24 protein-coding genes are annotated in these 24591 nt (G+C 49.3%); 8 read left to right on the forward strand and 16 right to left on the reverse strand.

Translation table 11 applies throughout. The features are described 5' to 3' along the window. Positions 1 to 53: 53 nt before the first annotated feature. From B067_RS0101480 to B067_RS21125, 13 genes are all read right to left on the reverse strand, one after another. On the reverse strand, positions 54 to 764 hold the full coding sequence (locus B067_RS0101480; protein WP_019528273.1) for an SDR family NAD(P)-dependent oxidoreductase: 711 nt from the start codon (positions 762 to 764) through the stop codon (positions 54 to 56). 45 nt (positions 765 to 809) lie between these two features. Continuing rightward, positions 810 to 1214, reverse strand: coding sequence for a VOC family protein (locus tag B067_RS0101485; RefSeq protein WP_019528274.1), 405 nt, complete (start codon positions 1212 to 1214; stop codon positions 810 to 812). Between the two features lie 33 nt (positions 1215 to 1247). Next, the gene (locus B067_RS0101490; RefSeq protein ID WP_019528275.1) at positions 1248 to 2414 is read right to left on the reverse strand and encodes a thiolase C-terminal domain-containing protein; all 1167 of its coding nucleotides are present in this window, start codon (positions 2412 to 2414) and stop codon (positions 1248 to 1250) included. Continuing rightward, positions 2414 to 3310 (reverse strand): SDR family NAD(P)-dependent oxidoreductase, encoded by an 897-nt coding sequence (locus B067_RS0101495; RefSeq protein WP_019528276.1) that lies wholly within the window; start codon positions 3308 to 3310, stop codon positions 2414 to 2416. The genes B067_RS0101490 and B067_RS0101495 overlap by 1 nt, the downstream gene beginning before the upstream one ends. Positions 3311 to 3594: 284 nt before the next feature. After that, on the reverse strand, positions 3595 to 7149 hold the full coding sequence (locus B067_RS19355; RefSeq protein WP_019528277.1) for an indolepyruvate ferredoxin oxidoreductase family protein: 3555 nt from the start codon (positions 7147 to 7149) through the stop codon (positions 3595 to 3597). A 74-nt stretch (positions 7150 to 7223) separates the two neighbouring features. Further along, entirely contained in the window at positions 7224 to 8183 is a 960-nt protein-coding gene (locus B067_RS0101505; protein WP_019528278.1) for a VOC family protein, read from the reverse strand. Further along, entirely contained in the window at positions 8173 to 8646 is a 474-nt protein-coding gene (locus B067_RS0101510) for a Zn-ribbon domain-containing OB-fold protein (RefSeq protein ID WP_019528279.1), read from the reverse strand. The genes B067_RS0101505 and B067_RS0101510 overlap by 11 nt, the downstream gene beginning before the upstream one ends. Positions 8647 to 8706: 60 nt before the next feature. Next, positions 8707 to 9174 (reverse strand): MaoC family dehydratase, encoded by a 468-nt coding sequence (locus tag B067_RS0101515; protein ID WP_019528280.1) that lies wholly within the window; start codon positions 9172 to 9174, stop codon positions 8707 to 8709. Positions 9175 to 9243: 69 nt separating this feature from the next. After that, entirely contained in the window at positions 9244 to 10002 is a 759-nt protein-coding gene (locus B067_RS19360) for an enoyl-CoA hydratase/isomerase family protein (RefSeq protein ID WP_019528281.1), read from the reverse strand. Continuing rightward, entirely contained in the window at positions 9989 to 10798 is an 810-nt protein-coding gene (locus B067_RS0101525) for an enoyl-CoA hydratase/isomerase family protein (protein ID WP_019528282.1), read from the reverse strand. Before B067_RS0101525 ends, B067_RS19360 begins: the two co-directional genes overlap by 14 nt. Before the next feature lie 75 nt (positions 10799 to 10873). Beyond that, a complete protein-coding gene (locus tag B067_RS0101535) occupies positions 10874 to 12016 on the reverse strand; it encodes an acyl-CoA dehydrogenase family protein (protein ID WP_019528283.1) in 1143 nt (380 codons plus the stop codon). A 224-nt stretch (positions 12017 to 12240) separates the two neighbouring features. After that, positions 12241 to 12726 carry a MaoC/PaaZ C-terminal domain-containing protein gene (locus tag B067_RS19365; protein WP_156820721.1) on the reverse strand — a complete coding sequence of 162 codons (486 nt, stop codon included), beginning with the start codon at positions 12724 to 12726 and terminating at the stop codon, positions 12241 to 12243. Beyond that, entirely contained in the window at positions 12723 to 13250 is a 528-nt protein-coding gene (locus tag B067_RS21125) for a hotdog fold domain-containing protein (RefSeq protein WP_019528286.1), read from the reverse strand. The genes B067_RS19365 and B067_RS21125 overlap by 4 nt, the downstream gene beginning before the upstream one ends. A 251-nt stretch (positions 13251 to 13501) precedes the next feature. Between B067_RS21125 and B067_RS19375 the strand changes: the two genes are divergently transcribed. The 7 genes from B067_RS19375 (at position 13502) to B067_RS0101585 (ending at position 20061) form a co-directional block, all read left to right on the forward strand. Further along, positions 13502 to 15127, forward strand: coding sequence for a class I adenylate-forming enzyme family protein (locus B067_RS19375; protein WP_019528287.1), 1626 nt, complete (start codon positions 13502 to 13504; stop codon positions 15125 to 15127). A 36-nt stretch (positions 15128 to 15163) separates the two neighbouring features. Beyond that, the gene (locus tag B067_RS0101560; RefSeq protein WP_019528288.1) at positions 15164 to 15958 is read left to right on the forward strand and encodes an enoyl-CoA hydratase/isomerase family protein; all 795 of its coding nucleotides are present in this window, start codon (positions 15164 to 15166) and stop codon (positions 15956 to 15958) included. Between the two features lie 17 nt (positions 15959 to 15975). Then, positions 15976 to 16815, forward strand: a complete 840-nt coding sequence (locus B067_RS0101565; protein ID WP_019528289.1) for an SDR family NAD(P)-dependent oxidoreductase — start codon at positions 15976 to 15978, stop codon at positions 16813 to 16815. Between the two features lie 17 nt (positions 16816 to 16832). After that, positions 16833 to 17156, forward strand: coding sequence for a 2Fe-2S iron-sulfur cluster-binding protein (locus B067_RS0101570; protein WP_019528290.1), 324 nt, complete (start codon positions 16833 to 16835; stop codon positions 17154 to 17156). Between the two features lie 287 nt (positions 17157 to 17443). Continuing rightward, entirely contained in the window at positions 17444 to 18454 is a 1011-nt protein-coding gene (locus tag B067_RS0101575) for an AraC family transcriptional regulator (RefSeq protein WP_019528291.1), read from the forward strand. Between the two features lie 391 nt (positions 18455 to 18845). Continuing rightward, positions 18846 to 19541, forward strand: coding sequence for a uracil-DNA glycosylase family protein (locus B067_RS0101580; protein ID WP_338031257.1), 696 nt, complete (start codon positions 18846 to 18848; stop codon positions 19539 to 19541). A 76-nt stretch (positions 19542 to 19617) separates the two neighbouring features. After that, on the forward strand, positions 19618 to 20061 hold the full coding sequence (locus tag B067_RS0101585; protein ID WP_019528293.1) for a DUF3010 family protein: 444 nt from the start codon (positions 19618 to 19620) through the stop codon (positions 20059 to 20061). A gap of 84 nt (positions 20062 to 20145) precedes the next feature. On the opposite strand, the gene B067_RS0101590 is transcribed toward B067_RS0101585, so the two are convergent. The 3 genes from B067_RS0101590 to B067_RS0101600 are packed head-to-tail and all read right to left on the reverse strand — an operon-like array spanning position 20146 to position 22090. Further along, complete coding sequence (locus B067_RS0101590) at positions 20146 to 20760, reverse strand: TPM domain-containing protein (protein WP_019528294.1); 615 nt, start codon at positions 20758 to 20760, stop codon at positions 20146 to 20148. Beyond that, on the reverse strand, positions 20760 to 21482 hold the full coding sequence (locus tag B067_RS0101595) for a TPM domain-containing protein (RefSeq protein ID WP_019528295.1): 723 nt from the start codon (positions 21480 to 21482) through the stop codon (positions 20760 to 20762). The genes B067_RS0101590 and B067_RS0101595 overlap by 1 nt, the downstream gene beginning before the upstream one ends. Next, on the reverse strand, positions 21482 to 22090 hold the full coding sequence (locus B067_RS0101600; RefSeq protein ID WP_019528296.1) for a LemA family protein: 609 nt from the start codon (positions 22088 to 22090) through the stop codon (positions 21482 to 21484). The genes B067_RS0101595 and B067_RS0101600 overlap by 1 nt, the downstream gene beginning before the upstream one ends. A gap of 180 nt (positions 22091 to 22270) precedes the next feature. Between B067_RS0101600 and B067_RS0101605 the strand changes: the two genes are divergently transcribed. After that, positions 22271 to 24583: a TonB-dependent receptor gene (locus tag B067_RS0101605; RefSeq protein WP_019528297.1), complete on the forward strand. Its 2313-nt coding sequence runs from the start codon at positions 22271 to 22273 to the stop codon at positions 24581 to 24583. Positions 24584 to 24591: the final 8 nt, after the last annotated feature.

Raw genomic sequence — 24591 nt, forward strand, 5'->3', positions numbered from 1 at the left:
TTATAAAAAAAATGTGAGCACTCTGTTTATTTGGCTATTAATTTAGTCAGTCGTTAATGCTCAATCAACCCCAAATCGGCTCTCAGATACGTGCCATTAACCGCAGGGTTACTGGCGCAAAACCAGATACTTTCTGCTATCTCTTGTGGTTGCACTAGCCGCCCTATAGTCGAAGCCTGAGCCAGCTGTTCAAGTACCTCCCCTCCATAACTGCGCAGCATTTCTGTATCAGTAAAGCCCGGGCATACGCAGGCGGTGTGTATCCCTCGGCCACCTAAATCCTGACAAGTACTGCGCATTAAACCCAACAGCGCGTGTTTACTGGTTACATAGGCCGCGACATTAGCGGTGGCTTTAAGGCTGAGGGTAGAGCCGATATAAATAATACTTGAACCGGCTTTCATCGCCGGCAACAAAAGTTGATTGAGTATAGTCGGCGCAATCACATTTAACTCCATCACCTTACGTAAGGTCTGCGCATCTAATTGATCGACACCGCCATGAGCTTGCAGGGCCGCGTTGTGCACCAGCACTATTTTCGAGGCACCATCTACCAAGCTATTGAGATCCGCTGCTACCGCCTCACCCCAAGCCGGATCAAACAAATCGGCTTCAAGCTGCACAATATCGGGGTTGGGTGCAGCTGTGCGAGAAATATTAATTACCCGATAGCCAGCAGTAAGAAAACGTTCGGCGGTTGCAAAACCAATACCGCGGCTGGCACCGGTAATCACTAGGCAGGGCGTTGGATCTTGAGTTGTCATAGTGGCGGCCTTATTGTGGTTTATTATTAATTAACTCGAACAAAGTTAATCCATTTGCATAAATTCGATAGTATTGCCATCCGGGTCCTGTACCATCGCAGCCTTCACACCAGGACGCAGCTCCTTCACAGCCACCACGATTTGGCAGCAGTCTTTGTCACATGCTTCCACTACCGCATCGATGTTAGCGATATTAAAACTCAGATAGCGATAGCCGGTGGCGCTACTGAAACCGCCTCCCGGGTTGTGTGACTGAGCCGGACTCTCAAGCACTAACAACTTAATCTGGCTGTTACCACACTGTAGCTTATGAACTACACCAAGTCCCGGAAACGGTATTTCGCCAACCGACTCAAGCCCAAACACACGGTTATAAAAATCCAGCATTCGCTCACCATTTTCCGTAACAATGCCAACATGCAAGGCCGGATCACTTAATTTCAGGGTCATGTTATGCCTCTCTATCCGTTGTTATCTTTTAGTTCAACGGCGCAACACCAACGCGCCATTGGGCGTACTATCGCAGGTAGCAACTAAGCAAGTGTCAGCATGCTCAACCTGATTGGCTGCCTGGCCCCGCAATTGACGTACAGCTTCGGTCAGCAAATTCATACCGTGCAGGTAGACCTCCGACAAACTGCCACCCGAAGTATTAATCGGCAAGTTACCATTTTGCGCCATACCGCCATTAGCAATAAAATCAGCCGCTTCTCCCCTACCGCAAAAACCGTAAGCTTCTAGGCAATAAAGTACCATTGGCGAGAAGGCATCGTAAAACTGCGCCAGCTTGATATCAGATGGCTGGATATCAGACTGCCGCCACAGGTTCGCCGCCGTGGTCCAGGAAGAGCTACGCAGGGGGTCAACGCCGTGATAATCAGTCATCAATTGATGCTGCGGCGACATGCCCTGGGAAAAAGCGTGTATATACACCGGCTGCTGTTTCTGTGGGTTTACATCTGCGGCCCGGGTAATGACCAGGGCGATGGCACCGTCACTCTCTAGGCAATTATCGAACAGGCACAAAGGGTCTGAAATCATGCGTGCGCCCATATAATCATCTAGGCTCATAGGCTTGTCTCGCATGATTGCGCGAGGGTTACTGTTAGCGTAGCCGCGCTGCGACAGCGCCACCGTTGCCAGTTGCTCACGGCTAATATTGTATTCATGCATATAGCGTCGCATCGTCATCGCCACTTCATCCACGGGCCGTAGCAGGCCTTGCGGGCGCGACCATTTCCAGTGGTCTGTTACGCGGGGCTGTACCCCAGCCCACTGCCGCTTGCTAGGGTCACCGCGTTTGCGAGAACGCCAGATCACACCGACATTAGCCACACCGCTGGCAATGGCTAGGGCCACTTGCCCCAGCACCCCGCAGGCCGCACCACCGCCGTGGGCAACCTGATTAAAAAAATGGACGTTTTCAAAACCCAAGCTGCGGGCTATTTCAAACTCCGGCGTCACCTCCTGATTAAAGCAACCCATGGCGTCGACTTCTGAAGGGTGGATACCGGCATCATCCAGTGCCGCCTTGATAGCCGTACACGCCAGGCCCCATTCAGTATCCTCTAAGCGCTTACCAAACTCGGTTTCACCTATGCCCACAATCGCGGTTTGATCTTTCAACATCTGGCGGCCCTGCTTAGCCATCAGGATTTCCCACCGCTGGCAACAACACCATCGTGGAAGGGATAGGGATTAGCCAACATACCCAATGCGCCAAACTCGCCGCGCAACTGAGGGATTAACTGACGTTCAATCGCTGCGATATCCCAGCCCCCCTCTTTAATCAGGGTTTTACCGTAATGGGGCTGTATCATATGGGCGATCCGCTCGCCGCCACTGCCAAAAATCTGGCCACTGACCACCGCTGCATTATCGCTGCAAAGCCAGGCCACTAGCGGCCCATTCAGTTCGGGGTCTATAAAAGGTAGCTTCACTTCGTTACCCGCAGCATCCTTGTAAGTATCCGACATGCGAGTTGTACCGGTAGGCCCTATGGCATTGACGCGTATACCATAGCGCGCCAGTTCCAACGCCCAAGTATAGGTCATAGACGCAATGGCCCCTTTAGCAGCGGCGTAATTGGTTTGGCCAAAGCTGCCAAAGTGCGCACCCGAGGTGGTGTTGACTATGGCGCCGCCCTTGCCCTGATCTCGCATGGCAGTGGCCGCGGCCTGGGTACACCAGAACGTTCCTTTTACGTGCACCAACCAGACCGCATCAAACTCGTCATCGCTCATTTTCAAAAAACTACGGTCACGCAGATTGCCGGCATTGTTGACTAAAATATCGATGCCCCCAAAGGCTGCACAGCATTCGTCTACCAAGCGCTGGGCACCTTCCCGGGAGCCGATATTGGCATCACAAGTAATGGCGCGGCCACCTTCTGCTTCAATTTGCTGAACCACAAGCTGGGCCTGAGCCGCATCAATGTCATTGACCACTACTGCAGCCCCTGCCCGCGCCAAGTGTAGGCAGTGCCCCTTGCCTATGCCACGACCGGCACCGGTTACCACAGCGGCTTTGTTCTCAAGTACTTTCACAATATTCTCCTTTCAATGCGCAGCGGGTAAACCCCAGTGCTGTCACACAAACTATCAAAACATGAGCTCGGTATTGATTGCTGTGACCTTCGCCAGCATGGACAGGCTTTTGCTCCTGCAATGCCTGCATTTCCTACATCCTTATAGGTCATGCTGGCGCAGAGCCTAGAGCCTGCCCCGCGAGCATCACGAGTGCTTTGGGCACATGGATGTATTAACGGCGTGTCACAGCAATCAATACCGAGCTTATGCTTCAACAATCATTATTGAGCCTAGACCCACCCTTAACTCACATTCACAGCCATTATTTTTACTGCGCTGTTATTCGCCGAGGGCGGTTGATAAAACTCGTCCAGCAGCTGCTCTTGCTGCAACTGAACTTGCGCAATGTTGGCTTCTTTAACCGTGTCATAGCCGCGAATTTTTTCGGGTAACTCGGCAATCGCTACCGCCGTCGCGTAGTTGTCGGCTTTCAAGTCGGGCAGCAATTTGCGAATAGTCTGCGCGTAATCTTTAATCAGCTGACGCTCCTGTTGACGATGGCTCGCATAGCCAAAGGGATCGAAAACGCTGCCGCGTAAAAATTTGAACTTCGCCAGCAGGGTAAAGGCATGCATCATCCAGCCTCCGAAGACCCGCTTGGGATAACGACCCGTGTTAGGATCACGGCCACCCAACACCGGGGGGGCAAGATGGAAAGCAAGCTTAAAGTTGCCATCGAAAGTTTCCGCCAGCGCTTCCCGCAGGGCTTTGCCACTGTGTAGCCGCGCCACTTCATATTCATCCTTGTAGGCCATAAGCTTGAAATAATATTGAGCAACAGCCCAGGTTAAGGTCAGCTCGCCTGCCCCCAGTTTTTGCTCGGCAGCTTTCACCTCAGCTACCAACTGGCTATAACTATCGGCATAGGCGCTATTCTGATATTCCGTGAGATCGACCACGCGCGCATCGACTAACGCCGACAGGGTTTTAGGCTCTTCTCTAGCAGGCATATAGCTCACCACGCCTTCCGCGGGCCGCGCCACTTTTTGCACGGCATCGAGATCTACCGCTGCCAGCCTTCCCCAAGCCAGGCTGCGCTGATTCATGGCAACGGCAACCCCATTGAGTTCAATCGCGCGTTCAAGGGCTGCTAGCGACACCGGCATCCAACCCTTCTGCAGGGCGTAGCCAATAATGAACATATTGGCCGCCACTTCATTGCCCATTAAAGCCGTCGCCAGCTCGCCAGCCGCAATAAAGTCAGCATCGCCCTCATCAAGTAACTGGCGAATTATCGTCATCATGTTTTCTGCTGACAGGTCGAGGTCGGGGTTGCTGGCAAAATCGGAGGTAGGAGCAACGCAGCTGTTAATCACCACTTTAGTCTGGCCGCTGTGCATTTTTTTAAGCACCTCAGCGCCGGCGGCAACCACAATATCGCAACCCAACACTAGGTCTGCATCACTGACACGGGTTGCATAAATGGCCGCTGGGTCGTTGGCAACTCGAATATGGCTGGTCACTGGCCCATTGCGCTGGGCTAGCCCTGCCACATCCAGCACGGAACAACCCTTGCCTTCCAGAAAAGCCGCCATACCAATCAACGCCCCCAAGGTCACCACACCAGAGCCACCGATGCCGGTGATTAAGACGTTATAGGGTCGGGCGGTATCACTGCATACCGGCGCAGGCAACTGGGCAACGCGCTCAACAATATCAAAGCCCTGACCCGAGCTGGCAACACCCCGCTGCTTGGGCGTGCCACCCAACACTGAAATAAAACTGGGGCAGTAGCCTTTGACGCAGGAGAAGTCTTTGTTACAGGCCGATTGGTTGATACGGCGTTTGCGACCGTACTCGGTATTGACCGGTTCTATGGCTATACAGTTGGATTGCACACTGCAATCTCCGCAACCCTCACACACCCTTGGGTTGATAAAAATACGTTGATCAGGATCCTCCGCAGTACCACGCTTACGCCTACGACGCAGCTCGGTAGCGCAGTGCTGATCATAAATGATGGCAGTAACACCCGGCACTACACGCAGATCTTTTTGCACGATTTCCAAATCATCGCGTTGATGCAGCGTGACATTATCGGCAAAGCCGCTGCGGTGCTGTTGATACTGTTTTGGATCACGGCCCACCACGGCAATCCGTTGCACGCCCTCAGCTTCCAATTGCCGGCTGAGTATATCGACACGCATTTGCCCTTCGATTTTCTGGCCACCAGTCATGGCGATAGCATCGTTGACCAGAATTTTGTAGGTAATATTGACCCCCGCCGCCACAGCGGCTCGAATCGCCAACAAACCTGAATGGTAGTAAGTGCCATCACCCAGATTCTGAAAAATATGTTTACGCTCGGTAAACGGGGCAATGCCTATCCACGAAGCTCCTTCGCCGCCCATCTGAAACAACGTTGGCGTACGCCGTTCTGGCAAGAAGGTTGCCATACCGTGGCAACCGATACCGCCAAAAGCCATGCTGCCTTCCGGCACTTTAGTCGAGGTGTTGTGCGGGCAACCGGCACAAAAACTTGGCACGCGGTTCAAACTCTGCCCCTTGACGGGCAAAGCCTGAACCTGGGCAGAGGGTAACTGCAGATGAGTTTTGAAATCGGGATCAAGACGCTGTAGGCGCTGGGCAATAATGTTCACCAAAACTGCGGGAGACAGTTCGCCGGTACTGCTTAACAGCGGCTGGCCACTTTCATCGCGTTTACCGGTCAGTAACGGACGCTGGGCAAGGTTAACCAACAGGCTGGCCAGTTGCTCTTCCATTACCGGACGTTTTTCCTCAATCACTAACACTTCGTCATAGTGGCTGACAAACTCACAACTATTTACTGGCTCCAATGGCCAAGGCATCGCCACTTTGTAAATACCAATACCTAACTGGGCGCAGTGAGCCAGATCCAGACCCAACTCATCCAAGGCCTGCATCACATCTAAATAGGATTTGCCGCTGGTGACTATGCCCAATTTGCCCTTGCCTGAGCTTGGCGCCACCACCACTTTGTCTAATTTGTTAGCGCGAACAAAGGCTTGGGCAGCAGGCAGCCGATGCTGGTACTGGCGCTGCTCCGCCATCACCGCGGTGAGTCCACCACGGGCATTCAAACCGCCTTCAGGTAACTCGACATCGTCGGGTATCACGACGTCAAAATCATCCAGATCCACCGACACGGAAGCTGAGCTTTCTATAGTATCGGTGACACACTTCATCCCTACCCAGCAGCCGGAGTAACGCGACAGGGCAAAGCCGTACAAACCAAAATCCAAATAATCCTGTACGCTGGCCGGATTGAGATAAGGCATAGCAAAATGTATAAAAGCGTGGTCGCTCTGATGCGCGGTGGTGGAGGATTTGGCTCCGTGATCATCCCCCGCTAACACAATCACCCCTCCGTGCTCACTAGCGCCACCATAACTACCGTGCTTGAGGGCATCGCCGGAGCGATCTACCCCCGGCCCTTTGCCGTACCACAGTGAAAAAACGCCGTCGTATTTATTGTCGCCAACGGTATCGATTTGCTGGGAACCCCACACCGAGGTGGCAGCAAGATCTTCGTTAATACCCGGCTGAAAATGAATCTGGTGATTCTTTAATTCTTCCCCGGCCTGTTTTAAGGCGATGTCGTAGCCACCTAAGGGCGAGCCGGTGTAACCCGAAATAAAACCGGCGCTATTAATACCGTGAGCCTCATCGAGTTGACGCTGCATCAACGGTAAGCGCACCAACGCTTGGGAACCATTGAGATACACTCTGCCTTGCTGTCGGCGATAACGATCCTGCAGTTCATATTGGTGAAGATCAGTTGCCGCTACGCCATTGTCTCTTTGCTCAGAATTCATCTATACACCTTGTGGTAACATCACCGCGGCACGCACACCGCCTCAACTATTGTGTTTTTTTAAAACGCCATGCTCTACTTAATACGCGAAGCTTCACTGGAGGCCATCACTGCCTCGACTAAACCGTGGTGCCCCCAAACATCGCCTTCGCAGAACTCGTTAACCGTCCAGCTGTCATCGATCAACAGGCAATCACAGCCAATTTCCACATCAAAACCGAAGGGGCTGCTCATATAAAAAGACAGCATGCCATCGTTGCGATGGCGACCCAGAGTGCTGGTAATTTTCACCCCCTTGGCGATGGCGCGGTCCAGTGCCTTGCCAACATCATCGATGGTTTTCATTTCAAACATCGCATGCTGTAAACCGTTGTAATCACCCATACCTATAATGGCAAGGCTGTGATGCCGCTCGTTACAGCGCATAAATTTCAGCGCGGCACCAGGGCCCATGCGTATATAATCCGATAATTTAAATCCGAGCTTGCGGGTATAAAAATCGTAAACAGGTTCCATCTCTTCAACGAAAATATTTAAATGACCTATACCCAAATGGCCGGCAACAAACTCCTGGCCATGATGAGGCGAACAAAAGTTGTAATCCTTGGTAGGGCCGTAAAACAATTCCAGCGCATTCCCGGCCGGATCTTGTAAAAAAACAATCCCGGAAACCGCGCGGTTATAAGCCTCCGCCTCTGTGCCTACTCGCACTTGTATGCCCAGGCTATCCAGCTCTATCACCGCCGACTCCAATGCCAACTTATCCTCCACTTCTAGGCCAAGATAAAGCATGCCGCGATTAGTCGCATGAGGGTGCACGGCGATACGCCACTGGTGATCGTCCATTTTTAAGTAGACACTGCCATCTTCGGCAATACCGGTGTCATTTCTAGCCTCGCCTGTTTGGGGCACTCCCCAGCCTTGCCCGGGAATCGCCCGTGCCGGCATCATGCCAATAACATCCACCGCATATTCTAACCACACTTCCGGTTCCGGGGCGCCAATACCCATATAACCTATGGATTTAATATTCATTATCAGACTCTCCTAAGGAATTTTCGGGTTGCGCTACCCAACAGGGCATCGCAACATCTTCAGCAAAATATTTAAACGTAACGGCCACCTGTTGGCCGATAGCAACCTGTGCGGCATTAACCCCTTTAATGTCGCCATCTACGCTGGTTAACAAAGGCCCTACAATCCGTAACTTCGGATTTTCTTCCAATTCCACCAGCGCGGTAACATAGGGCTTCAGCGCCTCAAAGGCGGGCAACAGAGGCGACTCAGGCACGGCAAAAGACCAAATACGACCGCGACCAGAAACCGCTTGCCAGTTGCACTCACGGCTTTGACAGCAGGGACACATAGGCCTAGGTGGAAAACGCATCTCACCGCATTGACTGCAGCTTTGAATTAATAATTTTGAACAGCGCGTACCCTCCCAAAACGGAGAATCTACAGGATCATCGGTTGCCGGCAGGGGAATATTTTCAATCATGTTTTCCACCTTATTTAAAGTGTTAGGCACTAACAATAATTAACATTAGAGTTAACTATTTCAGCCCCGATAAAGTAATTTCCAATCAAAAACAACGGCCGGGCGCTCTGCACCAACCACATGAATGGCAACACCAACGGTCAACATAACACCGCCTTTGGCCTCCTCAACCTGACGTAATCGAGTACGACCGTATAGCGATGAACCCGCGGGAACCGGGCTAACAAAACGCACGCCGTCTAGGCCGTAGTTCAGCACATTGCCGTGGTCCACAATTCGGTAACTGGTTGAATTTTTAATAATGGTGGACATACCCAACACCAGAAAACCATGGGCAATGGTATTGCCAAATTCACTCTCTTGTTTGGCTCGCTCTACATCGGTATGTATCCATTGATGATCACCGGTCATTTCAGCAAATATATCTATCATCTTTTGGTTGATGGTGACCGGCTCGCTCCAGGGACCATATTCATCCGTAATCATCGAATGTAAGGTGTTGAGATCATCAAAACGTACGTCTTGCATAGTGTTACCCTTCTTAGAAAATCTCTGTTAGATGGCCAAGCAGCTGGGTAAAAAACCTAGCGCCACCTATCAATGAGTTAATGTTGATATACGCACCGCCATTTCACGGCTTGCCAGCTGCTCGCGCTGGATACATTCAATCAGTGTTCGGCTACCGCTATTAGCAAGTAGTTGTTTGCATTGGCTCACTATCCCATCTGGTGCGGCACTAATGGTTCTTGCCATTGCAACGGCCGTAGGTAGCAGCTGCGCTACTGGAATAATCTGCTGTACCAAACCAAAACTATGGGCAGTTTCCGCACTTAATTTTCGGCTGTTAAACAGCACATCAGCGGCACTACCCACACCAATCAGCTGCGGTAGGAAATAACTACAACCAAAACCTGGCGCCAAACCCAACCTTACAAAAGGAAAGTCAAAACTTGCTTGCTCAGATGCCAGCCTAATATCAAAAGGCAGGGTCATGGTGCTACCAATACCCGAAGCGACACCGTTGACAGCGGCAATTAATAATTTGGTTGACGACGCTAACTCTGAGACGAATTTGGTAAGAAAAGGCTCCTCTCCCAGTTTGTAACCACAGTCGGCGACCTTGCCCCGAAAATAATCGCGGTCAGCACCGGCACAAAAACCACGACCGGAGCCGGTTAACACAATGGCGGTAACAGACTCTTCGGCAAAAGCTCGCCGAAAGGCATGCACTAACTCTTCCCCCATATCCGGCGTATAGGCATTAAGACTTTTGGGCCGGCTCAAGGTGATCAATGCCACCCCGCGATCTTCCGTGTATTCAATGTTTAAATAATCCATGCCCTTATCCCGGTTCATAGGATTTCCATTTCGGTGCGCGCTTTTCTAAAAATGCACGACCGCCCTCTGCAAAATCGTCCGTGTTGTTATGTTCAATAATCTGCTGCCATGCTTTCAGTAATGCGTCATCAAGTGAATGCTGCTTAGCAGCCCAGATAGCCTGTTTTGTGCGCGCCATCGCTGAGGGGCAATTCGCCGTTATCAGACTCGCCAACTCAAAGGCACGATTTAGCAGCTGTTCTTTTGGCAGTACTTCCCCCACCAAACCACATTGCAGGGCGCGCTCAGCCGTCATCCGATCTTTGCCACCAACCAAGGCCATGCGTAAAACGGCCTCCAGTGGCATGCGCCTAGACAGTGATACCGGCTCGAGACCGGACACCAGACCAACATTGACGTGGGTATCAAAAAATGTGGCATGATCTGCCGCTAAGACTATGTCGCTGTCAGCAATAAAGTGCAGGCCACCGCCAATAACCATACCGTTTACAGCGCAGATAACCGGCTTCAAAATCTCGTTCTGTAGCGGCGTCCACCCCATGCTACTGGTTGCTGCCTCGGGGCTAGACATATCCAGTTCGGGAAGATCCGCAATATCCGCACCACTGCAAAAAGCCTTGTCACCGGCACCGGTAACAATCGCCACCACCGCCTCACTATCCTGTTTAAAGTGCTGCCAAAGCTTGGGTAATTCGCGACTCATCTGGGCATTAATAGCATTATTGCGCGACTCACGATTGAGTGTGATTAACGCCACCCCTTTCCTAACACAATAGCTAAGTGTCTGAAACTGACCGGACTGGGTAGTATTCATAGCTCAGCACTTCCGTCATCGGCAATCAGCACTTGATCCATAAACATCCTGTTATTCATCTTGATAAGCATCGACTTAAGCACTCTCGGCAAACAGGTTATCGGCAATACGCCGCTCTAGTGTTGCTGAATCCCAGTGCAAGGTTTGCAGTTGCTTGGCCCGGCGAAAAAATAATTGCGGATCGGCTTCGGTGGTATAGCCAATACCACCATGGATTTGTATGCAAAGCGCGGCGGCGCGACGAAATGTTTCACAGGCCTGCAACTTGGCCATCATCGCTAGCTGCTGCCAATCACGCCCCTGATCGCGAGCCCAAGCAGCTTGATGCATCAGCGTGCCAGCACCATCTATAGCCACGGTAATTTCGGCCAAATAGTGCGCTATTGCCTGAAACCCACCTATGGGCCGACCAAAAGCTTTACGATACTTGGCATAGTCCAAACTAATTTCCTGCACGCGGGTTGCCGCACCTACGGCATAAGCAGCCAGCGGAATCAGCGCACTGGTCATACTCTGCTGCCACTGCGACCAAATACACTCGCCCGCATTTAACAGCTGCGCTGCTGGCACTGAATAACCGTTAAACTGCATTTTATAAAGCGGATCCCTAGCGTGATTAAGCTGATATCTCAGCTTTAATGTTTCATCGCTTGAGTTCATTAATTGTTTGGGTATTAGCACTGCGATGATGCGATCCTGCTCATCTCTCGCTAACACGACAACCGCAGCCGCGGTAGCGGCATGAGGTACAAATACTTTCTCCCCGGTCAACAGCAACGCATCACCTTTACGCTCAGCCCGTAAGCGTATGCCCTCGCGCTGACTGCTGGATTGCGGCTCAGAACTGGCCACGGTGACAAATTGAGAACCCGTGGCGATGGCCGTCAACCACTGATCTTTTTGTGCTGGCGTAGCCGCGTTCGCCAATAAATCTGCTGCCAACACCGATGAAATATGGTGTGGCGAAACTGCCAAAGCACGACCAAATTGCTCAGCGACCAGCGCGCCATCCAGCGCCCCCATGCCCAGGCCACTATAGGCTTCGTCAACGTTAATCCCGGTCAAGCCCAGCTCGCCAATCTGCTGCCAAAATGGAAGACTAAAGCCGGGCTCAGTACCTTCCAGTTCCCGTAGTACAGTCAGTGGCGCGTACTCCTCACAGAGTTTCTGCACCATGTCGCTCAACATCGTTTGTTCTTCCGATAAGCTCAGATCCATAAACCTTCTCTATTTTTCAGATTGCTGTTAACAGGCGATATAAAAATATTAATATGAGCAGATGCTCACCTGAAACTCGCTTTAATATAGTTGTGCATAAGCAATATTTTTTCAGTTGTATTTTTCAAAACATACACCGCTATTGTGGCTTAAGCGCCGGTACTGTCGCGCGAGACAAGCTGTGCACAGCCATGGAAAAAGGCGCTAGCGCTGACTGACTGCAATCAGGGGCACCAAGTCGCGCCGGAGCACAGCCAAGGCGAAGCCCCACCCTCCGCTGCAGGCAAAGCTAATCGTATTGCCGCCTTGGTTGCCAAACGCTCACCAACATAAATCGTCACGGCGATATCCAGCCAAACAAAACCAGCGCGCTGTTCGCGGTTTTCGACTACACCACTGAACACCGCTTCGTCGCCAGGGCACAACGGGCTGCGCATGGAAAACTTCAAGCGCGCCGGCCTGGCCTGCGGCCCAGCCCAATCGGTAACATAGCGGCTCAGCCACCCTGCCTGGGTGTAATTATTCATGATGATGTCGGGCAAACTGGCGTTGTTACGGGCGTATTCACTATCGTGATGTATCGGTTGCCAGTCACGGGAGCTAACCGCCCCCATGATGATCATTTTTTTGCTGAGTAAAACCGTCATCTTGGGCAAGATGTCAGTTTCTACACTCGCCTGTGTAAGTGCCGCATCTTCAATCAAACTCACAACTCAGCCTCCTTGCGATAACTGACAAAGCGCAGGGTTTGCACCCCCGCTAAAGCCTCATCCTGATGATAGTAGTTAACTGCTATGGTCCAACGGCGGCCCGGCCCCATTCGCGTCTGATATTCCTCACCCACCGCTACCAGTACTTGCTCAGCTCGCAAACGATCACCGGCAACTACCGGCCTATGAAATTCCAACTCCACTTCAGTGACCACACCAAAGGGCAAACCCAAGGCGTCCTTAAGCATGAAGTGCAATTCCAAGGTGCGCATAGGTTTTTCATCGGGGTTGGGCCGCCAGTCATGATCAACTACCCATGAAGGCAAGAATGCTGGCGGGGCAAGTGGCTGCTCACTAACACCCTTCATCCCTTGCCAGTAAAGCGGGTGTGCATCTTCTACGGCGACACAGTAATTTAGCCACAGCCCCTGTTCGACAGTCATGAATGGGCCAATACTGACCACGGCCTTACCTAACCAGCTATTAACTGGCTCCGGCAATTGCGGTTGCTGTGCTGAACTCACGACAATAAAACTCCCCTGCTGATACCTGCGGCGTATGCTAACGAGCTCCTAAGATAAGCGACTCCGCTATCAGTTTTTACTCGCTTTTTAATTCGCAACAAGTCAAAAACAAGAATAAAACCGCAGGTCAAAGCGAGTTCAATATGAGCGCTTACTCATTTTAGTATCCGTTACATTCTTAGCGTACCCAGCGTTTCACAGCGCAGGGTGCTGGCTATTCATATTTAAGTTAGCGAGATACTGAACGTACTATGGAAAAAACCTGTACACGATCACTTTTGATCGCCGACCCCAGTGATGCCAACCCAGTGCAGCTCGCACTAGGCGACTTGTTTCATCAAGCCGCTACGCTGCACCCTGACCGAGAGGCCGTGGTATACGCTTGCCATAAAGAAGTTGAAAACGTACGTTGGACATATCAACAGCTTGATCAAATGAGTACGCAACTAGCCTGTGCACTACTCGTTGAAGGTTACAAAGCCGGTGACAAAATCGCGATCTGGGCGCCAAACAGCCCGGAATGGATTTTACTGGAGTATGCCCTTGCCAAAGCCGGCTTAGTGATTGTGGCGCTAAACCCACTCTATAAAAAAGCCGAGCTGGAATACACGCTGCAAGCGTCTGCGGTGAAAGGGATTTTTCATGCCGAAACTATCAGCGGTAATCCTCTGCGCCCCATAGTTGATGAAGTAAAGCACAAAGTTCCTTCGCTACAAGGCATATATTCACTACATCAGGGCATTGAAAAGCTGATAGCTAAGAATGTCAGCACCGATGTACTTCCCGTTGTCGATCCCGACAGCTGTTTAATGATTCAGTACACCTCTGGCACAACCGGACAACCCAAGGCCGCCCAGTTATCGCATCGAGGGGTAGCGACTACTGCACGCAATTCTTATTTAACCTGGGGCTTTGGCGCAGGTGATCGAATCTGCCATGGTTTCCCCTTATTTCATGTTGGCGGCTCGGGTAATTCTACGCCAGGAGCTGCACTGGTTGGGGCGACAACACTGCCTCTATATATTTTCAAGGCAGGGCGCTGTCTCGACATTCTCGAACAGGAACAATGTACGGGGTTTATCGGCGTGCCCTATATGCTTACCGCCATGATGGAGCATGAAAACTTTAAGCAACGGGATTTTTCTGCACTGAAGTATATTGTTATCGGCGGCGCCTGTGTGCCCAGTAGTTTAATTCATCAATGTGAACAAGCCTTTGGCGTTGAGATTATCAATGGCTATGGCCAAACCGAAACCAGCGGCGTTATGACCAGCACGGTTGCCAGCGACAGTTCCGATATTAAATCCACTACCAGCGGCAAACCCTTGCCCGGTGTCAGTTTAAAAGTCATAGCCAAAAACGGTGACATCCTGCCCTGTAATACGGTTGGCGAACTTTGCTATCAAGGCCCGGGCAAGATGCTGGGCTATCGCAACCATCCAGACCCGGCCAGTATTTTCGATAGCGAAGGTTGGCTATACAGCGGCGACCTGGCCACGATTAACGAAAACGGTGATATCCAAATCGTTGGCCGTGCCAAAGAAATGATTATTCGCGGCGGTGAAAACCTGTCACCCTCCGAAATAGAAAGCTATTTCTGCCAACACCCGGACATTGCGGAAGCCGCGGTGATTGGCCTGCCCGATCAAAAATACGGTGAAGAGGCTTGCGCCGTATTATTACCCATCAGCGACGACCATATCAGTGAGGACAATATTCGCCAGTGGTGTTTAGAAAACTTATCACGCTGGAAAGTACCGCGCTACATAGTGTTTCATAAAAGCCTGCCAAAAACCGCTTCCGGCAAGGTACAAAAATTTCTTCTCAGGGAGACCATGATTAAACACTTTAATTTACCTGCTCAGTCGCCCAAATAAATAGGGAATTAGCTCTTATAAAAACTGGAGAACATCATGAATTACGATCATTACCAAGGCTTAAAAATTACTAGAGAAAATAGAATTCTTACGATCACCTTAGATAGGCCAGAAGCAAAAAATGCGGTAAACCCGCAAATTCATGACGAATTCGCGCAAATTTTCTATGACATAGACCGCGACTCTGAAACCGATGTAGTGGTAATCACCGGGGCCAATAATGCGTTCAGTGCCGGCGGCGATATTGAATGGTTGCTAGAAATACATGGCGACCCAGTAGCAACTTCCGAGGCCATTGCCAATGATAGGAAAATACAAAACTCTTTATTAGATCTAGAAAAACCGATCATCGCCAAAGTACGTGGACCAGCAATCGGTGTCGGTTGCAGTATTGCGCTATTTTGCGACTTTATTTATGCCACACCAGACGCTAAATTTGCCGACCCTCATGTCTCTGTTGGCCTAGTCGCCGGTGACGGTGGTGCGGTGATCTGGCCACAGCTAATTGGCTACGTACGCGCTAAACGCTACCTATTAACCGGCGATTTTATCGACGGCAAAACAGCTGAACAATACGGCCTAATTACCGAAGCGGTCAACGATGAAGATCTTGATGAAACCGTTCAGGCGATGGCTGAAAGGCTGGCCGGTGGTGCGCAGCTCGCCATCAAATGGACCAAAAGTTCTATCAATGCAGGCTTAAAACAAATTGCTAACACCATTATTGATCGCGCTGCCGCCTTCGAAAACATCACCATGATGACTGAAGATCACCGCATCGCCGTAGAATCCTTTAAAAACCGGGAGAAGCCGGTTTTTAAACATCGTTAAGCTAAACGGAGAAATTCATGGAGATAAAACCCGGTCAAGTTGCAGTGATTACCGGAGCTGGCAGTGGCATAGGCAAGGCTTTAGCGATTGCCTGTGCTCGCCGCGGCTTACAGGTATTAGTCGCAGATATTGAGCAAGCTGCGGCAACCACTACCGCCGAAGAAATACAAGCACTAGGGGGCAATGCGCTTGCTATGTGTGTAGATGTGAGTGACGCTAAACAAGTAAATGCAATGGCTGAGCAATGCTGGCAACACTTCGGTGCCTGTGACCTACTCTGTAATAACGCAGGAGTCTCTATTAACAAACCACTGGCAGAGTGCACAAGTAGTGATTGGCACTGGGTATTATCGGTCAACACCATGGCAATAGGCTACGCCTTAAATGCTTTTCTGCCGCGTATGAAAGAGCATGGCTCTGGCCATATCGTCAACACTGCCTCAATGGCAGGTCTTATTCCTTTATCTAACTTCGGTGTTTATGTCGCCAGCAAATATGCCGTGGTCGGCTTATCTGAAGTACTGGCCCAAGAATTGGCTGCAGATAATATTGGCGTTTCCATTCTTTGCCCTGGCATAGTCAGTACCCGAATATTTGAAAGTGAACGTAATCGCAGCGACAAATCGATCTCGCAATTGGCAGATGACACGGACCCCATGCATACTGATTTTGACCAAGCTTACAGCAGAATATTAACGCCCGACCAAGTTGCCAGCATGGTCTTAACAGCAGTTGCCAACAATCTTTTATATATACCTACGCACCCTGAATGGGCGCCACTTTTTCAACAACGTTCAGACGCAATACACAGCGCCTTTGATACGCCATTAAATAATAACAATCCAACCAACATTTAAATTAATGAGGTAACACCATGCCCATAATCAAATATATTGACGCTGACGGAAACACCATAGAAGTGGATGTGCCAGAAGGTACCACTTTAATGCAAGCTGCAGTGGATAATATGATACCCAGTATACTCGGTGAATGCGGAGGTGGTTGTAGCTGTGGAACATGCCACTGCTTTATTGAAGAAGGACGAATTGCTGAATTACCTGAACCGGATGCTATTGAACAATCCTTATTAAATATGATCACTGACACAAAGCCAAACAGCCGACTTGGCTGCCAGATAAGCATGAACGACTCATTGTCAGGTCTAGTTGTTCACCTACCCAAGGAGCAACAATTTTAGCGCCCGATCAAACAGACTTAACACTGTAGATCTTAGTAAACGCATCACCCACGACCTAATCCATCTAGGGCTAGCGTTCGCTATCGACAACAGCTAGGCAATGACTTTACAAGCAATATAACTTTTAGTTCATGGATCTTATCAAACAATATTTTCCCCCAAATGAAATACGACAAAGAGCTAAAATTAAAACCCAAAAAATCATAAAACATCAACTATGAAAAATACTTTCAACAACATATACAAGCTTGCACACAACCAGACTATAATCTTATAGTAAATGAAATATGAAAGATCTTTACCAACACCAATTCAACACCCTGCTATCAAGTGCCAAGAGAAAAGGTTTATCAACCGATGCTATTTTAAAAAACATTTATATAGATCAACATGGGACTCAATCGACCAAACCATCCTACACTCAAAAGCAATACTCCTCCCTTTGCAAACATATATGCAACACTTTAAATGATGAATTTTTAGGGCTGTCCAATAATTCCTGCAAAATATACACATTCTCAACCGCCTGCAAAATTGCAATCAACTCAGACGATGTAGGTCAATTTTTTAAAGAAATGTACGACTTTTATAATCTTGTAAACAGCGACATTAATGTTTCATTACAACAACAAAACAATTACCAAGCACTAGTTTTAGAAAACAAATATCAAGATTATGACATTGATAACTTTTTAACCGAGCACATACTTCACAACTGGCATAGACTCTCCTGCTGGATCACCAACGATAAAATAAGGCCATCCTATGTCGAATTTAATTACCCAGAGCCACCCCATTCATATATTTATAAGTCACTATTCAATTGCAAGATATTTTTTAACAGAAAACAAAACGCACTAATATTCAGGAAAAATATAAAAAACTTACCTATTATAAAGAAAAAAAATGACCTATTAAAACTACTAGAAAACCTTCCAGACGAACTCCTAACCGCCCCCACAAAAGACAAATGTACGAGACGTCAAGTGGAAAAACTTATTTCAACTCACATAGACTACAAAAACCACGTCCCAACACTTAAACAAACTGCTGAGATATTACATATAAGCCCATCAACCCTAAGCAGAAAACTATCCTACGAAAACATAAATTATCAAAAAATAAAGAATAAAATAATTAAGAAATATATCTTTAAACAGCTAAAAGAAACAAACATTCCAATATCCAAAATATCTCATACAATTGGCTTTTCAGAACCATCAACACTCAATCGAGCCTTCAAAAAATGGACAGGAATACCACCAAGCAAGTACCGTGCAAAAATGAAAGTAAGTTGAACGCCGTTATTAATCCTTAGAAACAAGCACTGAAATTAAACGGAATATAGACGCGCTCTAGAGCCACTTTATAATCGTCAACAAAAAATTATTTCCTAGTTCACGCCAAATTATTATAGGATTTCTCCTGCAGCCAGACTATATTTATACCAACCTACTCATAAACTTTCATTACATTAGCACCCCCTCCCTTCGTTAAAGTGAAAAGCTAAGGCTGACCTTTTATTCTGATGGAAAACACTACAACTGTGTGATGCCTGATCGCGAGAGATCTCATTGCCAAGTGCTCGCCAATTCGCCCTAACTGTAATAGCTATTTTCATATGATTGAAACAGTAGGCCAACGTGAAATTTAATGTATAAATATAAACTTGGGGGGGGCGACCAACTTATGTTGCTTAAAATACAACAAAGTGGCCAAATAGATCTATTATCCTCACATGAAAAGAGCTTGTATCTCCACGCAGCCAATGACACTAAACATTTATCAACAATGGCAACGCTAGCCTCATTACTTAAAGACATACGCGCCTGCACCCTATGCGAACCGCATTTACCCTGCGGTGCTAGGCCAATATTACAAGCACACCGCAACGCCAAAATATTAATTGCAGGGCAGGCGCCTAGCCGCAAGGTGCATGCCTCGGGTATACCTTTTGACGACGCCAGCGGTAAACGCTTACGGGAGTGGCTAGGGGTAAGCAACGAGCAGTTTTATAACCCCAAGCTGTTTGCCATCTTACCTATGGGCTTTTGCTACCCCGGCACGGGTAAGTCGGGCGATTTAGCGCCACGGCCAGAGTGCGCGGCTACATGGCGAGCAGACTTATTAGCGCAACTGCCTAATATAGAGCTGACATTAGTGCTGGGGCGCTATGCGCTGGCCTATCACCTAGTTCATCCCCAGCCCGCCACCACGCTAACCGAGACGGTACAGGGCTGGCGGCAGCATTGGCCGCAGCAACTGCCCCTGCCCCATCCCAGCCCGCGCAATAACCTCTGGCTGCGGCGCAACCCTTGGTTTGAGGGCCAGGTGTTACCACAACTAAAAAAGCGCGTTAAACAATTACTAAAACCTGCCCCTTAACGACGATTTGCCGCTACAATAGCCCTTTTTATCAGCCACCTGACTATATAACCCAACAAAAGACAGCGAGTACATTATGCGAGTTTGCGGCGTAGAACTAACCTCTAGTGAGGCGATTATTTGCCTATTAGGCCAGAATAAAGGTGTCTTTGAAGTTGCCGAGTGCCGCCAGCGGATTTTTACCCTAGCTAAATCCGACAGCACCGAAGCCATACGCGACTTTCAATTTAGCTTTAAAAAGCTGATGGAAGATTACAAAGTAGATGAGATCGCCATCATCGAGCGCGCCCCCAAAGGCAAGCTGGCTGGCAGCGCCATTAGCTTTAAATTTGAGACTGCCATACAGCTAATCGATATGCCGGTAACACTGCTGAACTACAGCACTATCAAAGAGCAATTAAAGCTCAACCGAATCGCCATAGACTTTAACGGCCTAGGTTTAAAAAAGTTTCAGCAACCAGCCTTTAATGTTGCCTATGCGTATCAAAACCAATTGCTCTACCCAAGCAAAGAAGAGTAATCACCGCGCATAAAAAAGGCTCTAATAAGAGCCTTTTTTGCGTTTAGCCTAGTGCCATAATTTATCGCAGCTGCTTACAGCTACTTACAACAACACCAAATGATTAGGCAGTTCATTTTTTTCGCCGCTGGCGGGTGCGTGTTGCTTAAGTAGCTCGCCACACTGCTCTATACAGCTGATAAACCCTTGCTGGGTATTACCGGCTTTTACCTGTTCGGTAAAGCCATCAATAATACTTTGCCACTGGCTGTTATCCACCTGCAGGGAAATACCTCTATCGGCAATAATTTCCACATAGTGCTCGGCCTGAGAAACAAACACCAACACACCAGTTTCACCCTTAGTATGGTGTAGGTTGTTTTCTAAAAACTGACGCCGCGCCAAACTGGAAGCGCGCCACTGTTTTACTGCTTTCGGCACTAATAGCATTTTTATAGCGGGTATGCGAAAAACTATAGCGGCGCAAGCAAAACTTATCCATTGCGCCTTAAGTAAATCCAGCCCGTCTAACCACAGCGGCGTAAAACGCAACAATACCGGCACCAACAACGCCAATATTGCCGCCCACAACGTAGGGATGTAATAATAATTATCCGCCTGCTTGGCCAACACCGTCACTAACTCGGCGTCGGTTTGCTGCTCTACCTGATTTATGGCATCGCTAATTTGCGCTAACTGCTGTTCATTTAATGTTTTCATTACCAACCTCCCGAAGCGCCGCCGCCACCAAAACCACCACCGCCACCAGAGAAACCTCCGCCGCCAAAACCACCGCCGCCACCAAAACCGCCAGCGCCATAACGGCTACCGTAACGGCTGTTGGTAACACTGCTGGGCAGAATCATGCCTAACATGGGCCAACCGATAATGAGTAAAAAGATTATCATCCAAAACTTATCAGTTTTTTTACCACTGGATGCTTTTTTAGTCATTACATACTTGCCACCCAAGGCTTCAATAATAGCCTTAGCGCCAGCCTGTATGCCGCCAGAAAAATCACCGGTTTTAAAGGCAGGCCTAATCACCGTGTAAATAATATTGGAGCTGATGGCGTCGGTAAGCTGGCCTTCTAAGCCGTAACCTACCTCTATGCGAATTTTGCGCTCTTGCTTAGCCACTATCAGCAACACGCCGTTGTCTTTACCCTTTTGACCTATGCCCCAATGGCGACCTAACTGGTGGCCAAAGCTTTCTATATCATTGCCTTGCAAGTCAGGCACGGTTACTACCACCACCTGATTGCTGCTGGCTTTGGCGTGGCCGGCCAACAGTGCCGTTAAATTTTGCTCGTCAGCAGGGTTTAATAAGCCGGCCTTATCCACTACCTGACCCGTTAACTCGGGAAAGTTAATGTCCCCATAACTAAGCGAGCTAAATATACAGGCAATAAAGAAGGTGCTTAACGTAGTCCAGGCCCGCATCAAAACTTAACCTCAGGGGCTTGTTCAGCTTTTTCAGTGGTTGCTTGGTAAGTGTCTCTTATAGGCATTTCGCTGTATAAGAAGCTATGCCAGATTTTGCCGGGGAAGGTGCGTATTTCGGTGTTGTACTGGCCGACTGACGCGATGTAATCGCGACGCGCTACACTGATACGGTTTTCAGTGCCTTCCAACTGCGACTGTAAAGCCAAAAAGTTTTGATTGGCCTTTAAATCGGGGTAGCGCTCTACTACCACCATTAAACGACTTAAAGCACTACTTAATTGACCCTGGGCTTTTTCAAACTGCTGCAGCGCTTGCGGGTTATTAAGCACATCAGCATTCACCTGCATGCTGCCCACTTTTGCCCGCGCCTCGACTACAGCTTGCAAGGTTTCCTTTTCGTGGGAGGCATAGCCTTTAACCGTAGCCACTAGATTGGGCACTAAATCGGCGCGACGCTGGTACTGGTTTTCTACCTGCGCCCAGGTGGCTTTAACCTGCTCATCATAGGTGGGGATATTATTAATACCACAGCCACTCAGTGCCACTAGCATTAATAGCGTTATAATACTGCGTTTTATTACTTGAAAGCGCGTTAATTTGTTCATCAATCCTTCTCACTATAAATAGTATTATGTTCAAGCTATATAACAGCCTGCTGTACGGTAACATTAAATTAGCGTTTAAAACGGTATAATTTTACCGCCCATAAAAAATAATACGCTATGCTTAAGAGCATTGCTAAAACTTGACTCACAGCCATATTCACACAGTGTACGGTCCATACTATGCTACTACAAAAATCGTACCTGCTTGCCCCGCTGATTCTGAGTCAAATAGCTTATGCCGCGCCGCTGGAGGAGATAATTGTCACCGCCCAAAAGCGCCCCATCGCCATGCATAAACTAGGTGTAAGCATGCAGGCCATTACCGGCGACCAGCTGGTAGAGCAGCGTATTAGCAACGCCAGCGATGTCTTCAAGCAGCTAAGCAATGTTAGCCTCAACGAGGTGAACCCAGTCAATTCCGGCTTTACCTTGCGCGGCGTGGGCACTAATAACTTTCACGGCAACGTCAACCGCGCGGTAGCTATTTATCAAGATGACATTATTGCCGCCAACCCCTATACCGGTGTGATTAGTTTGTTTGACATGGCCAGAGTCGAAGTCTTGCGGGGGCCACAAAACACCGTGTTTGGCCGCAACGCCATAGGCGGTGTCGTCAACTATATTAGCGCCAAACCCACTACCAATGGAGCCGCAAGCACGGGTTATCTCAACGCCACGGTGGGGGAATACGGCTTATTTTCCAGCCAAGGTGCGCTGGGGTTTGCTATTAACGACAACAACGCCGCGCGGCTGGCTTTTTTTAGCTCGCAGCGCGATGGCCTGTTTCGTAACCAGGCAGCCGGCCGAGAAGGCGAGGAATTGGGCGGCAGCGATAAACATGCCTGGCGCGCACAGTGGCTACATGAGCTCAGCCCAGCCACCAGTATTTTATTGAATTGGCATGGTAGTCGACTGCAAGGCCTAGGCATGGGCAATAAAGCCATAGGCTTGCGCGACCCTAATGACCCCAGCAGCCCCTGCGCCGACGCCGCACAACACGACTTTGAAGATAGCGCTAATTGCGTGACCGCCAGTGGCAGTAACCCCTCCACCGACGACTGGCATACACTCTACGACGTCTCACCCGCCGAGCAAGACATTGCCATACAGGGCGGTTTTATCAAATTGGTGCACAGCTGGCCAGAGCTAGAACTCACCAGCATCAGCGCCTTCGATAATACCGACGTCAGTTTTTCTGAAGACCTAGCCGGCGACATCAGCCTGCGCATGGTGGCCTTTCAAGATTCCGAGTTTGAGCAAATCAGCCAAGAGCTGCGCCTAGCCACCAGCCACGAGCAGGCCTTGCAGTGGATGGCCGGGCTTAATTATTTTAAAGAGGATATGCTGCAAGCCACCAACGTGCGCCGGGTGATTATTGCCAACAACGCACCGATCACCGCCTATAATATTCTCGATCAAGAAAATGAAGAATACACGGTGTTTACACAGCTCGATTATGCCATCAACAGCCAAACCACTTGGCACGGAGGTTTGCGTTATAGCCATGATGAAAAAACCGCCGACTCACACTTTGGTTTAGTACTAACCCCCGAAGCACTATACCCCGCTGATACATTTATTAACCAAGCACTAGTGCAGCAACTTAGCGGCAATAACCCTGCCGCCTGCCAACCCGGCCAAGTACCCTGCGCATTTAACCTAGACCAGCTCAGCCAACGGCTGGAAGAAGTGGGGGGAAATATCAGCATAGATCACCAATGCAATGATCAGGTACTGCTCTATAGCAGCTATGGCCGTGGTTATAAATCAGGGGGCTTTGACACCCGTGCGCTGGCGGCTTTCGCCGGTACCGCGGATAAGCCCGTAGAGCCCGAGTATTTAGACGCACTTGAATTGGGTTTTAAAACTCGCTCCAATGATAGGCAACTAAGCATTAATGGCGCCCTATTTTATTACCAATGGCAAGACCTACAAACCTTTGATGTAGTCAATGGCGCACCCGGTTTTGTCAACATACCGCAAAGCGACATCTACGGCTTAGAGCTAGAAACCACCTGGCAAGCACCGGCGCAGTGGTTACTACAAGGCTCGGTAGGCTGGCTACACAGCGAAATAAAAGACAGCGGCGACTTAAGTAATATAGATGAAGGTCATGAATTACAAAACACCCCTGAATTCAGCTTTAGCGGTGCCGTTAGTAAAAGCCTAAACAGCCAACAAGGCATATGGTTTTTCAAAGCCGACGCCCGCTATGTCAGTAGCCAAATAGATAGCCTACGGTTTAGCGACGATGCTTTTTCAAAAAGAGAGCGGCAATGGTATGTTAATGCCGCCACCAGCTTTAGCCCCCACCACACCGGATTAACCTTGACACTATGGGCCGACAACCTAACCGAAGAAAAAACCTGCCTACAAAAAAGTAGCCTAGACAACCCGCTGACAACATCTGCCACCGACTTAAGCTCTACACTTACTTGCGGCCCCAGCTTAGGGCAGCGCCTAGTTGGGCTAAGTATTAACTACCAACATTAATTAGCAGC

This window comes from Dasania marina DSM 21967 (assembly GCF_000373485.1).
Taxonomy (GTDB): domain Bacteria; phylum Pseudomonadota; class Gammaproteobacteria; order Pseudomonadales; family Dasaniaceae; genus Dasania; species Dasania marina.